Raw genomic sequence first — 13,525 nt, 5'->3', positions numbered from 1 at the left:
CTAGACGTCTGAAATCTGAAAACAGCACTAGTTAAGTCAAAAATGCTGGCACAGTCAAATATATGACGCACCGATCGGACCAACTGACGCTTTTCAGCCGAACAGATGGTAAACCTTTGACGCATTTTTCGCTTGGTTGATCTGCGACATCTCTTCGAAAATCGCCTGGCGTTCGCCAGTCGTCACCTCAAGCAACTGCTGATAAACCGCCAGCAAGCTCTCAAGCTTTTCACGCAACGCATCCTCATCGACCGGCGCTTCACTGAGCACCTGCTCGATGACGTCGCGACAGCCCATGTCCAGCTCGCCGATGGCGTCCCAGTTACGGTCCGCCAGCGCGCCCATCAGCGCCTCACGGGTTTCATCAATGCGTTGCAATGCTTGGCTCATGACGTATTCCTCAAGGCCGATGGCCTTACTCTGCTGCGCCTTGTGGCGCGCCGATGGCATCCCAGCCTTCTTTTACGGTAATCATCAAACGCGCCACTTCGTCAATCATGTCGGCGTCGTTGTGCAGGTTGGCTTCCATAAGACGGTTGGTCATGTACGCGTACAGACTCTCCAGTTGCTGGACGTAAGCCGGGTTGTCACTCTTTTCCGCATCCAGGCCGTCACGCAGGCCGATCACGATGTCGATTGCCTTGCCGAGCATCAGGCCCTTGGTCGCGATGTCGCCGCGCGCCAACGCGCCTTTGGCCTGGGCCATGCGGTCGAGGCCGCCTTCCATCAGCATCTGCACCAGACGATGAGGGCTGGCTTCGGAGATCTGAGCATGGGAATTGACCTTCTGGTATTGGCGAAGGGCTCTCATGGGATTCATGTTTCTACCTCGTGACAGGCGACAGCGAAAAGGGTTTCAGTAACCAATATGTCGACTGGGTCGCAAAAAGCTTTAGCGCCAGTCGTCCTCCGATACAAAAAGGCCAGGCAGGTTGCCTGGCCTTTTGCGTCAGTTGGAATCAACTGTTGGTTTTAGGGTTGTTCAAGGCGTTGAGCGTGGTCATGACGCTGGTGCTTTGTTGGCGCAATTGGGCGACCAGTGTGTCCATGGCGTTGTACTTGTCGGACAGGCTCTTGGTCAGCAGGTCCATGCGCTCGTTCAGGCTTTCCTGCTGCTTCGACAGGTCTTTCAGACTGTCAGACAGCGAGGTGGAACGCGTGGCCAAAACCCCCGTGGTCGCCTTGGCGAAGTCATCGGTCGCGCCCTTCATGCGCGCCAGCATGCCGTCCTTGCCGGTGAACATGCTGTTGATGTCGGCACCGTTGGTTTTAACCGCCGCATCCCACTTTTTGTCATCAATTGTCAGCAGACCGGTGGTGGAACTGGTGCTGATACCAAATTGAGCCAACGACTTGAATTGACCGGTCCCGGACAGCTCGTTGAACTCATTCCGGATCGCGGCCTGCAGCGAACGCATGGTCGAGTCGCCCGTCAGGGCTGCCGGCGTGGTGCTGCCGTCCAGGTTCTTGGTGACCTTGGTTTCGGCATTCATCGCCGTCATCAGCGCGTTGTAGGAGTCCAGGAAACCCTTGACCCCGGACTTGAGCGCCGCATTGTTGGTGCTGACGGTGATCAACGTCGCGTTCTTGTCGCCCGTTATGCCGGTCTTAAAAGTGGAAACCGCCACCAGCTTGATGTTCACACCACTGAGCGCGCCCTCGATATTGTTGGTCTTGGAGACCGACGCAACACCATCGATGCTGTACTGCGCATCCTTGGGATAATCGACAACAGTGGAACCCACATCCAGCCCCGAGGTGCCAGAGAGCGTGAGGTCCGAGCCGGTGCCCATGGTGGTCGAGGTCAGGATCAGCCGAGAACCATTGGAGTCGGTCTGGATGTTCGCACTCAACCCCGAGGTACCAAACTGGGTATTGATCGAATCCCGCACCTGCTGCAAGGTCGCACCAGGCGGAACACTGACATCGTAGGCCTTACCGGACTGAGTGATGGTCAACGTGGTCGCCTTGTCCGTGGAGTTGACCACGGTCGAGGTACCACCGGCGAAGTTTTTGCTCGACAACTTAGACGCCTGGGCCAACTGGTCGACGATCAGTCGGAAACTGCCGTTCGAGGCCGTATTGCTGGCCGTCATGGTCGCGGTCTTTTCATCCGAGGACGAACCGGTCAAACCGGTGAAGCTGCTGTCCTTGGTCATGGAGTCCAGTGCGCCACGGAACGCATCCAGCGCCGCTTGAATCTTGCCGATCGAAGACAGCGTGGTGGTCGCCTTCTGGGACGCGGTATTGATCTGCGTCTGCTTGGGGACCTTTTCGGCGTCCACCAAGGACTTCACGATCGCTTGCGTATCGATGTTGGAACCGACACCACTTACCGTTGAACCCGCCATCTTCGTTTCTCCTGTTCGGTGGCTGCCGTTATCTTGACTGGTTATACCTCAAGACAAGACAGCAACAAGTTTCATGCCAGCTCAAGCCTTGTCGTCAAACAACACGTGGCTTGCACTGGATAGGCTCTGTGCCAGTTTCAAGGCTGTTTCCGACGGGATCTGGCGAATCACTTCACCATTGTCGGTATTGATGACCTTGACCACTACGCGGTGGGTGGAGTCATCAATGGAAAAATCCAGGCTGCGCTGGGCAGCTTGTACAAATTCGCGAATATCGGTTACCGCTTTTTCCAGGTCCGCGCGCTCAGGCTCCTTGCCTACAGCCGGCGCCTCCTGGACCTTGGTGACGCTTTTGTCGGCGACTGCTACGGGGGCAGTTGTACCTTGAAGTGCAACCGGTGGATAAGACTGGTTCAGCTTTACACTCATGTCCATGTCCAATCTCCTCTAAACCGAAAAAACGGAAGGGCACGTAGACGCGCCCTTCCGTTAGTTACCAAGCGCGCTGATTACTGAAGCAGTTTCAGTACAGCGGATGGCAGCTGGTTAGCCTGCGACAAGATCGCGGTGGAAGCCGATTGCAGGGTTTGTTGCTTGGTCAGCTCGGCGGTTTCAGCAGCGAAGTCGACGTCCTGAACGGTGGAACGTGCAGCGGTGGAGTTCTTCTGAATGTTCTGCAGGTTGTCTGCAGTGGTAGTCAGACGGTTCTGGGTAGCACCCAGGCCCGAACGTACGCTGTCGATAGTGCCGATGGCCTTATCGATAACCGACAGAGCGTTTTGAGCCATGTCAGCGCTGGTCACGTCAGTGTTGGCGATGGTGGTTTTGGTCGAAGCAGCAGTGGTAGCTGCGGCAGCGCCGAACAGACCGCCAACACCAGCGCCCGACAAGGAGTAGCCCTTGGAGGAGTCCAGCGATACTTGGCCGGTGGCAATCATCGCGGTGGTGTTGGACAGAGCTGTGCCTGCACCAGTAGGGAAGCCGCCAGAACCATCCTTGGATTTAATGGTGATAGCGCCGGCACTGGCAGCACTGGCTGCAACAGAACCAAACTCGATGTTCTCACCGGTGTCGGACTTGACCGAAAGCGTTTTCTTGGCTTCGTCGAAGTTGACACTGATACCCAGCTTGGCAGCGTTGGACTTCAGTTGATCAGCCAGGCCAGCCTGGCTGGTTACACCAGTCATGGTGACAGTCTGACCATTGACGGTCATCGAGAAGGTCGCGGCAGCCGCAGGTGTAGCACCAGTAGTGAACGCAGCGTTATCAACTTCGATCTGAACTTCGGTGCTCGCAGTAGCAGTCAGGCCGCCAATTGCACCATTCATTTTGCTGGCAATGCTTTGAGCCGATGCGCCAATCGGAACAGCAATCGCGTTGCTCACCTGGCCGTTACCGGTCACAGTGATGGTGCCGGTTGCGCTGCCGATACCGGTAGCGGAAGGAGTGATCGCAACGCTCTTGATCTGCTGCGAACCAATGTTGTTGGCTGCAACGTTTTCCAGGCTCAGGTTGATGGTTTCGTTGGCGTTGGCGCCAACCTGGATAGCTTTGGTACCGTACGAACCGTCCAGCAGCTTCTGGCCACCGAAAGTAGTGGTTTGCGAGATACGGGTCAGTTCCGAAGTCAGAGCCTGGTATTCGTCGTTGTTCGACTTACGGTCGTCAGCGCTCAGGGAACCAGTAGCCGAGGACAGAGCCAGGGTACGCATTTTTTGCAGGATGTCGGTCGAAGCCTGCATCGCGCCTTCAGCGGTCTGAGCGATGGAGATACCGTCGTTCACGTTTTTGACTGCTTGGCCCAGGCCGTTGATTTGGCTGGTCAGGCGGTTGGCGATCTGCAGGCCGGCAGCGTCGTCTTTAGCGCTGTTGATACGCAGGCCGGAAGACAGGCGCTGCATGGAAGTGGCCAGGGCGCCGCCAGCTTTGTTCAGGTTGCCCTGAGTAGTGATGGAAGCAATGTTGGTGTTTACTGTTAAAGCCATGACGAAATCCTCGTTGGATGGATACTGCGGCTTCCGGCCCTGGCAACCGCCGGGTGTGGCCTGAGAACCTACGTAATAGTTATCGTCGTGGTAGCCGGTTGCTTGAGGATTTTTTTTGATTTTTTTACTGGCGCCGTGCCACCCCTTGCAATTCAAGGGTTTACGACCCTGTATTCATTGGGCTTTTGGGGCGACTGAAAGGATTGAGGGCTGCTGCGCAGCCCAACGGGAGCAAGCTCCCTCGCCACAATAAAAAACGCCGATGATCTCTCGATCATCGGCGTTTTTTATTCAGACTATTGAAGTGTCAAGGGCGATAGAGAATCGCCGAGCCCCACGACAGGCCCACCCCAAAACCGCTGATGGCCACACGCTTCCAGGTGGCGTCCATCACGTGCTTTTCCAGCAGCAGCGGAATGCTCGACGACACAGTATTACCGGTCTCGACCATGTCCTTGATGAACTTGTCCACGGGCGCATCTTCAAAGCGACGCGCCACTGCGTCGACAATCGCCGCACTGCCCTGGTGGATGCAGAACGCATCAATCTCGTCAGCCTTCAGGTCCGACTCATTGAGCAGCTCATGCAAATGCGCCGGGACCTTGAGCAAGGCGAAGTTGAAGACCTGACGACCGTTCATGAAGAACACGCCATCACTGACCTTCAGGTGCGGCGCACCGGAACCGTCGGTGCCGAACTTCGACTTGCCCAGCAACCACGGCGCGTCTTCGCCCATCCAGGTGGCAGTCGCGGCATCGCCGAACAGCATGGTGGTGTTACGGTCTTCCGGGTCGACAATCTTCGAATACGGATCGGCAGTGATCAACAGGCCGTTTTTCAGGCCGGCGGCTTCCATGAAGCCCTTCATCGCATAGATGCCGTAGACGTAACCGGAGCAGCCCAGGGAAATATCGAAGGCTGCGACGTGGGTCGGTAGGCCGAGTTTGTCCTGGACGATGGCCGCCGTGTGCGGCAAGCCCTCTTCATCGCCGTTCTGGGTGACGACGATCAGCGCGTCAATCGACTCGCGTTTCAAATCCGGGTTGTTGGCAAACAAAGCGTTGACCGCTTCGACACACAGATCGGAGGTTTCCTGCGCAGCTTCCTTGCGTGGCAGGAACGCCGAACCGATCTTGCCAATGATGAACTCTTCATCCTTGGCGAATTTGGCACCCTGGGCGTAGTTATCGATACCGTCTGCCGGCACGTAACTGGCGATGCTTTTTATGCCAATCATTGTGGCTTCCCAATACTAAATAGCTGGAGAACACCCCAGGGACTGCGCCCGGAGTGCTGACAATAAAGGGGATAACCCCATAAAAATCTCGCTGAAAGCCGCCTCGCAAGGACCCTGTGACGACTTATCCTTTTCACACGATACAGTGAAGATGCGCTTTATGACTCACAGGTCACTCAATTGTGTGTGCTTTGTGCAAAACCTTCAAACAATTAAATCCCAGAAACGACAACGGCCCGCCCTGTTTCCAGAGCGGGCCGCTTGACGTAGCGCTGCTTACATCTTGTTGAACAGGCTCAACTGCGAGATTTTCACGAAGGCCAGTTGCGACGCTTCCAGCATGGTTTGCTGCAGGGTCAGGTTGATCGCCGCTTCCCCCATGTCGATGTTCGCCAGGGCACTCATGGTGGATTTGTTGGCCAGGCCGACGCTTTCGTTTTCGCTGGACTGCACGGTGAGCGCATTCTGCCGCGCACCGATGGAGCCGCGCACGTTGTCCACCTGGTCCGCCGAGCTGGTCAGGTTGCTGACGGCGGCGTTGAGTGCATCCTGCAGCTTCACCCGTGCGCCTGGAATACCATCGGCCGGTTGTTCCAGGGCCTTGCGCAATTGGCTCAAGGTGTCGAGGGCACTCTGGGTCTTCTGGGTGCTGGCGCCCACCGCGAACTGATCGCCCACATTAGGCGCGCCGCTCAGGCCGAAGGTCACACCGGCCACTGTGATCGAGCTCGGCGTGGTGGTGGTGTCGATGACGCCCGAATCAATCGGCTTGCTGTTGGCGTTGTAGGGCTGTGCAAACACCTGGAAGGCCGACGAGTCAGTGTCACTGAACTTGACCAGCACACCGCTGTTGGCCGGAAAGGTGCTGGCATATTTAGCGGGATTGCTGACCGTGGCATTGGTCAACTGCGTCGACGACGTGTTGCTTGCCGTGCGGGACACGTTAAAGGTGTCCGGCTTGGCGGCCAGGGTGAACTCGCGGCCCTTGACCATGGCATCGGCATCAGGGCCAGTGGCCTTGTCCGTGAGATCGACGCTGATATCGAACTTGACCCCACGCACGTTGATGCTGGCGCTGCCTTCCTTAGTGGAGTCGAACGTGCCATTACCCGGGAGTTGCGAGGTAATGTCGTTGTTGTCCTTGTCGGTCACCACGTACTGGGTACTGCTGGTGAACGTCACCTTGTACGGCTGGCCGTCGGCGAACGACTTGCTGTAGTCGACACTCGAGGTTATCAGGCCGGCCGAAATGGCAACTTTATGGTCATCCACCTGCGACGGCGTCGTCGCCGGGGGCACCGGCGCGGGCGTGGTGTACTTGGTCTGAGTGCGGCTGTTGTTGGCCGCACCTTCCAGAATGGTCTTGCCGGTGTCGCCCGTGCGTACGGTCAACGTTTCGGACACCTGCAGGCTCAACTCATTTTCGTCGCCCTGATAGTTGTAGGTGCCGTCGATGTTGCGCGAGTACGGCGGCGTATCGGTCTTGGAGCCGGAGAACAGGTAGTTGCCCGCCGCATCCTTGCTGTTGAGCAAGCCCAGCAGTTGGTCTTCAAGGGCGCCCACTTCGACCGAGATGGATTTGCGGTCGGCATCACTGGTCACGCCACCGGCCTTCAACGCCAATTGGCTGGCGGCCTGGATCGTTGCATTGATCGCCGTCAGCACGCTTTCTTCATTGGTCAGCGAGCTGTTGATGTTTGAGATATTGCCGCTGAACTGCGCCAGCATATCTTTCTGCTGCTGCAGCATCAGCAAACGTTGCGCCGCCACCGGATCATCCCCTGCGGTCTGCACACGCACGCCGGAACTCGCCTGCTGCTGAGCCTGCACTACGCCGGCATAGTTGTTCTGGTACTTGGCGGCACTGGTGTCGAAATACTGCTGTGTAGAAATGCGCATCGTCCCAGACTCCCTTAAAGACTATTGATCAGCGTGCTGAAAGTTTCTTGCGCAGCCTTGATGATCTGCGACGACGCTGTGTAGTACTGCTGGAACTTGATCATGTCGCCCGCTTCCTCATCCAGGTTGACCTGGGACACGGAGTTGCGCGCATTTTTGTTGGCCGTCAGTAACGCGTTGGTGGCCGTGGTATCGGTGGTAGCCGCTGCGGCCTTGGCGCCGACCGTGGACACCAACTTGCTGTTGGCGCCGACCAGGCTGGTGCCGCCACTGCCATCGGCGGCAACACCTACCGTTGCCTTGGTTTGCAGGTTCAGCAGTTCCTGGGCGTTGCGGTTATCGGACTTGCCGCTGGCGTTGAACGAAAAGGTGGTGCTGTCGCCATCGGTCGGCGAGCCGGCCACCGAGGTGTCAAAGCTGAAGCTCTTGGCCGGCACCACCAGGGCGCCGCTGGCATCGCGCATTGGCACGTTGATGCTGATTTTGTTGGACTGCCCCGGAATGATGGTGCCGGTGCCGATCGGATCGCCCTTGGCGTCGTTGATCGTGTAACTCTGGGTGCCGTCGGCGGCGGGCTTGCCAAATACCATCTTCACCGGCATCGAGTTTTCAATGCCGATGCGCAGTTGCGCGGTATTGGCGCCGCCCTGGAGATCCAGCGGCACGGTCAGGGTTGGCGGCGTGAAGCTGCCGGTGCCCTGGTTGGTTTTGCTGGCCTCGCCTTTGAGCGGTGCGGCAAAGGCAATCTTGCTCGGGTCTGTGAGGACTGTGCCGATATCCTTCGCGCCGCTGGCGGTCGGGCTGACCTTGAAGCTGTCACCGGCCGACATCGGGCCGTTTTTAAGCTCAAGTGTGAAGCCGTCGATCACCGAAGGCGGTGTGGCGGAAATATCAAAGGTGCCCATGGCTTTGCCATCGGAGCGCTGCACCGTCACTTTGTTGGGGTCGCCCGGATCGCTGAAGGTGACCTTGTAGTCATAGTTGGTCAGCTTGCTGGTGTCCTTGATCGTCACACCCAGGCTGCCGGCGCCCTGGTTGCCTTGACCGGCCACACTGCGCAAAGCAACCGCCGCCGCGCTGTTGATGTCCTTGAACATCGACGCGCCGAACTCACCGTTGAGGTCGATGCCCTGCCCCAATTGGCTGTTGATCGTATCGGCGGTGACGATGGCGATGCGACCCAAGTCGTTGATGGCCGGCATCAACACGTCACTGCGATAGCGCATCAGGCCGCCGATGCTGCCACCACTGATCACATTGCCGATGTCGACGGCCGTGTTACCCGGCATGTTCATCTGAATGGTGTACTGGCTCGGATCGTCCTTGCCAGGCACGGCAGAAATCGAGTTGGACTGATCGCCCAGCACCAGGGATTGACCCGTGCCGGTGCTGACACTGAACACACCGTTTTTCTCGCTGGCGGTCACGCCGATCAGCTCATTGAGCGAGCGCACCGCCTCGGCACGCGCATCCAGCAGGTTGGCCGGCGTGGTATTCGACGCGCCCTGAACCTGGTTGATCTGCTTGTTGAGGGACGCAATCGACGAGGTCAGTTGGTTGACCTGGTCAGCCATGGAGGTCAGCTGGCTGTTGATGGTTTCTTTCTGCTGGCTCAACTGGTTGGAGATCGAGTTGAACCGGTTGCTTAACGTCTGGGCGCTGGTGAGCAGAATCTGGCGGGCCGACGTATCGCTCGGGTTGGCCGAGGCGGTCTGAGCCGCTGCGAAGAACGCGCTGAGCACGGACGACATGCCGGTGGTCTTGTCCGACAGCGTCTTGTCGACGGCACTGACCTGATCCAGATAAGCCTTGGCATCGCTGTTGAGCGAGGTGCTGTTCTGGTACGCCGCGTCGAGAAACTCGTTATACACCCGGCGCACATCAGCCAGGGTGGTACCGCTGCCGATGAACACGCCACCGAATTGGTTCGCCGCGTTGGCATTCTGGGTAGTCTGCTGCCGTGAGTAACCCGCGGTGTTGGCGTTGGCAATGTTATTACTCAAGACCGACAACGATCCTTGAGCGGAATTGAGCCCTGACATCCCGATACTGAGCAAACTCATGGTTCAGACCTTATAAATGTGTGGTTGCGCCAGCGGCAGCGTAATTCTGGTAACTGTCCATCGTTTTGGCGATCTGCGAAATCTTGCTGGCATAGGCCGGGTCGGTTGCGTAACCGGCTTTTTGCAACTCGCGAACAAACTGTTCCGGGTTGTCGGCCGACTTCACAACTTCTTTATAGCGATCATTGCTTTGCAGCAACGTCACCAGGTCGTGGAAGCTGTCCTGGTAAGAGTCGTAGGAACGGAACTGCGCCGTTTCCTTGACCATCGCGCCATCGCGGAACTCACTGGTGATCGCGCGAGCCTGGCCGCCCTGCCAACTCTGGCCGGCCTTGATGCCGAACAGGTTGTGGCTGCTGCTGCCGTCTTCGGCGCGCATCACCGATTTACCCCAACCGGTTTCCAGGGCGGCCTGGGCCACCAGGTACTTCGGATCGACACCAATCCGCGCGGCGGCCGCCTTGGCCATCGGCAACATGGTGGCGACAAATTCATCCTGCGAACTGAAGGCTTTCTTCGCCGGTGCCAACGGTGGCTGGGCCACGGCGCGGCCGTAGACCTGCATGCGCCCGCTCGGCACAGCAAAGGTGCGGGCGGTGCTGTTGATCACGTTGTCGTCGGCCACGCTGTTACGCAGCGGCGCGCTTTTGGCATCGATAGCAACCGGCGCGTTTGGCACAATGCCGGCAAGCAGGCGATCAGTCAGCTTGCTCGGCAAGGCGATGCGCCGCTGATTCATCAATTCCATGTCGTTGCTATGGGCCGACGGGGCACCCGCCTGTGGCTCAGCCACGCGGTAAGCCCACAGCGGACGCTGGCCATTGGAGCGACCCAAAGGCCCGTCAGCCTGGGTGCCCGCGGCAATTTCTGTCGGCACATCAACTTTCTTCGCAGGCTCCGCAGCCGCCGGGCCTTGCAGGGTGGCGGCCTGGGCCTCCACTGGTTTGTTCTTCTGCATCTGGCGCATCAGCACATCAGCCAGGCCGATACCACCGCCTTCGCGGGACATCGAGACCGCCAGTTGCTGGTCATACATTTCCTGGTACTGCTTGGCGGCCGGCGTGTTCATCGGGTTGTCCTTGCCCAACGCCTCGGTGGCAGAACGCATGGACTTGAGCATCTCGCTCAGGAACAACGACTCGAACTCCTGCGCCACTTTGCGCATGTTGCCTTCGCTGTTCTTGTCGGCACCGACCTTGAGCTGGTTAAGCCGGTTCAGGTCAGAGTAGGACCCCGAGTCCGCCGTGCTGCTGATGCCGCTCTTGCGCATATCCATGGCCATGGCCTCAGATCACAATCAGGTCGGCTTGCAAGGCGCCGGCCTGTTTCAATGCTTCGAGGATCGCCATCAAGTCGCCGGGCGCTGCGCCCACCTGGTTCACCGCGCGGACAATCTCATCCAGGGTGGTGCCGGGGCCGAACTTGAACATCGGCTTGGCTTCTTGCTGGGCATTCACACGCGAACGCGGCACCACCGCCGTCTGGCCGTTGGACAAAGGCCCAGGCTGGCTGACGATCGGGTCTTCGGTGATGGTCACGGTCAGGCTGCCGTGGGTCACGGCCGCTGGCGAAACCTTGACGTTCTGGCCGATCACGATGGTGCCGGTCCGCGAGTTGATGATGACTTTGGCCACGGCCTGGCCTGGGTCGACCTCAAGGTTTTCCAGGATCGACAGGTAGTCGACGCGTTGGCTTGGGTCCAGCGGCGCGGTCACACGGATCGAGCCGCCGTCGATGGCCTGGGCCACGCCAGGGCCGAGCATGTCGTTGATCTTGTCGACCACGCGCTTGGCGGTGGTGAAGTCGGAGCGGTTGAGGTTCAAGGTCAGGCTGTTGCCTTGGTTGAAGCCGCTTGGCACGGTGCGCTCAACGGTGGCACCACCCGGAATTCGACCGGCTGACGGCACGTTGACGGTGATCTTCGAACCGTCACGACCTTCGGCGTCAAAACCGCCCACCACCAGGTTGCCCTGGGCGATGGCGTAGACGTTACCGTCGATACCCTTGAGGGGCGTCATGAGCAAGGTGCCGCCGCGCAGGCTTTTGGAGTTACCGATCGACGACACGGTGATGTCCACCACCTGGCCCGGCTTGGAGAACGCCGGCAAGTCGGCACTGATCGACACCGCCGCGACGTTTTTCAGCTGCACGTTACCCGAACCCGCCGGCACCTTGATACCGAACTGCGAGAGCATGTTGTTGAAGGTCTGCAGGGTGAACGGGGTCTGCGTGGTCTGGTCACCCGTACCGTTGAGCCCCACTACCAGGCCGTAGCCGATCAACTGGTTGGAACGCACGCCGGAGATGCTGGCGATGTCCTTCAGGCGTTCGGCCTGGGCGACAGCGCTCAAGGAGAGCAGGAGTGCGGCCGCCATCAGCTGTTTGAAGTTCAAAGTGGCCACCTAGAAAGGGAACAGCGGGCTAAGGAAGAAACGGTCGAACCAGCCCGGCTGGCTCGCGTCAGCAAACGAACCCGTACCCGAGTAGGTAATGCGTGCGTCGGCGATTCGCGTCGACGGCACGGTGTTGTCGGTGGAGATGTCATCAGCGCGGACCATGCCGGCAATGCGCACCAGCTCGTCGCCAGTGTTGAGGGTCATCCACTTTTCACCGCGCACGGCGATGATGCCGTTGGGCAATACATCGGCCACGGTCACCGTGATCGAACCGGTCAGGCTGTTGCCCTGCCCTGCCGCGCTCTTGCCGTTGGTGGCGCGGTCGCCGCTGTAGCCGGCGTCCAGGCTCAAGTCACCGCTGCCCAGCGGGTTGTTGGTGTTGGGTACGCCGCCGAACAGCGAGGTCAAGCCGATGCTGGCCTTGCTGGTCTTGCCGATCTGCGAGTTGGCATTCTTGCTGGCCTGGGTCTTCTCGTTCAGGGTGATGGTGATGATGTCACCGACCCGGAACGCCTTACGGTCGCTGTACAGGTTCTGTTCGAAACCGGCCTGGTAGATCGAGCCATTATTGGCAGCCGCCGGCAACGGCGTGCGTGGCAACACCGGCGCGTAGTACGGGTCATTGGGTTTTGGCGTCGGGGCGACACAGCCCGCGAGCACGGCAATCCCACTCAATGCCAGAACAGAAACATAGCGATTCATGACCCTTACCTCACGGTGTTGCAGGCGCCCTCAAGAGCGCCCCATAGACTTGATTACAGATTCTGCGTTACGAACGAAAGCATCTGGTCGGCGGTGGAGATCACCTTGGAGTTCATCTCGTAGGCGCGCTGGGTGGTGATCATGTTGACCATCTCCTCGACCGTGCTCACGTTGGAAGTTTCCAGGGTGCTTTGCAGCGTGGTGCCGAAACCGTTCAGGCCAGGGGTGCCGATTTGCGGCGCGCCGCTGGAGGCGGTTTCCAGGAACAGGTTGTTACCCATGGCTTGCAGGCCGGCCGGGTTGATGAAGTCGGCGGTCTGCAGGTTGCCGATCACTTGCGACGCGGGGTTGCCGGCCACGGTGATGGACACGGTGCCGTCGTTGCCGACGGTGAAAGTCTTGGCGTCGGCGGGAACGACCACGGCCGGCTCGAGGGCAAAGCCGTTGGCGGTGACGATCTGGCCGTTGGAGTCCAGGTGGAACGTACCGTCACGGGTGTAGGAAGTGGTGCCATCCGGTTGCAGGATCTGGAAGAAACCACGGCCGTTGATGGCCATGTCCAGCGGCTGGCCGGTCTGTTGCAGGTTACCGGCGCTGAAGTTCTTCTGGGTGCCGACGATCTGCACACCGGTACCCAATTGCAGGCCCGACGGCAGTTCGCTGTCCTGGGTCGACTGGGCGCCTGGCTGCTTCTTGATCTGATAGAGCAAGTCCTGGAACTCGGCACGGTCACGTTTGAAACCCGTGGTCGACACGTTGGCCAAGTTGTTGGAAATGGTGGTCAGGTTGGTGTCCTGGGCGGACAAACCTGTTTTGGCAACCCATAGAGCCGGAAGCATGCTGTTCTCCTCTGCGCGCCTGTTTGTTGGCGCTACATCACAAATTAATTAGT

The 13,525-nt window shown here is 58.9% G+C and carries 12 protein-coding genes; all 12 read right to left on the bottom strand.

Features of this window, described 5'->3' with window-relative positions; translation table 11 throughout:
• Positions 1-93: 93 nt before the first annotated feature.
• The 12 genes from fliT to flgG all read right to left on the bottom strand — a co-directional run bounded on the left by fliT (position 94) and on the right by flgG (position 13,472).
• A complete protein-coding gene (fliT, locus tag HX812_RS10845; protein ID WP_028617332.1) occupies positions 94-390 on the bottom strand; it encodes a flagellar protein FliT in 297 nt (98 codons plus the stop codon).
• Between the two features lie 25 nt (positions 391-415).
• Positions 416-820: a flagellar export chaperone FliS gene (gene fliS / locus HX812_RS10840; protein ID WP_021490843.1), complete on the bottom strand. Its 405-nt coding sequence runs from the start codon at positions 818-820 to the stop codon at positions 416-418.
• A 139-nt stretch (positions 821-959) separates the two neighbouring features.
• On the bottom strand, positions 960-2,351 hold the full coding sequence (fliD, locus tag HX812_RS10835) for a flagellar filament capping protein FliD (protein WP_038847737.1): 1,392 nt from the start codon (positions 2,349-2,351) through the stop codon (positions 960-962).
• Positions 2,352-2,432: 81 nt separating this feature from the next.
• Complete coding sequence (locus HX812_RS10830) at positions 2,433-2,786, bottom strand: flagellar protein FlaG (protein ID WP_038847736.1); 354 nt, start codon at positions 2,784-2,786, stop codon at positions 2,433-2,435.
• Positions 2,787-2,860: 74 nt separating this feature from the next.
• A complete protein-coding gene (locus HX812_RS10825; RefSeq protein WP_038847734.1) occupies positions 2,861-4,336 on the bottom strand; it encodes a flagellin in 1,476 nt (491 codons plus the stop codon).
• A 307-nt stretch (positions 4,337-4,643) separates the two neighbouring features.
• Positions 4,644-5,573, bottom strand: a complete 930-nt coding sequence (locus HX812_RS10820; protein WP_010208730.1) for a ketoacyl-ACP synthase III — start codon at positions 5,571-5,573, stop codon at positions 4,644-4,646.
• Between the two features lie 276 nt (positions 5,574-5,849).
• On the bottom strand, positions 5,850-7,472 hold the full coding sequence (locus HX812_RS10815) for a flagellar hook-associated protein 3 (RefSeq protein WP_177074162.1): 1,623 nt from the start codon (positions 7,470-7,472) through the stop codon (positions 5,850-5,852).
• Between the two features lie 14 nt (positions 7,473-7,486).
• Positions 7,487-9,535, bottom strand: coding sequence for a flagellar hook-associated protein FlgK (gene flgK / locus HX812_RS10810; protein WP_038847731.1), 2,049 nt, complete (start codon positions 9,533-9,535; stop codon positions 7,487-7,489).
• 10 nt (positions 9,536-9,545) lie between these two features.
• Complete coding sequence (gene flgJ / locus HX812_RS10805) at positions 9,546-10,817, bottom strand: flagellar assembly peptidoglycan hydrolase FlgJ (RefSeq protein ID WP_038847729.1); 1,272 nt, start codon at positions 10,815-10,817, stop codon at positions 9,546-9,548.
• Positions 10,818-10,821: 4 nt separating this feature from the next.
• Positions 10,822-11,910 (bottom strand): flagellar basal body P-ring protein FlgI, encoded by a 1,089-nt coding sequence (locus tag HX812_RS10800; RefSeq protein ID WP_033901075.1) that lies wholly within the window; start codon positions 11,908-11,910, stop codon positions 10,822-10,824.
• Positions 11,911-11,937: 27 nt separating this feature from the next.
• Positions 11,938-12,633 carry a flagellar basal body L-ring protein FlgH gene (flgH, locus tag HX812_RS10795; protein ID WP_038847728.1) on the bottom strand — a complete coding sequence of 232 codons (696 nt, stop codon included), beginning with the start codon at positions 12,631-12,633 and terminating at the stop codon, positions 11,938-11,940.
• A 53-nt stretch (positions 12,634-12,686) separates the two neighbouring features.
• A complete protein-coding gene (flgG, locus tag HX812_RS10790; protein ID WP_005790105.1) occupies positions 12,687-13,472 on the bottom strand; it encodes a flagellar basal-body rod protein FlgG in 786 nt (261 codons plus the stop codon).
• Positions 13,473-13,525 lie beyond the last annotated feature (53 nt).

This window comes from Pseudomonas sp. IPO3749, from assembly GCF_013386605.1.
Classification (GTDB): domain Bacteria; phylum Pseudomonadota; class Gammaproteobacteria; order Pseudomonadales; family Pseudomonadaceae; genus Aquipseudomonas; species Aquipseudomonas azotoformans_A.
Note: the sequence above shows the minus strand (reverse complement) of the source record. Positions and strands in the feature narration are given on the sequence as shown.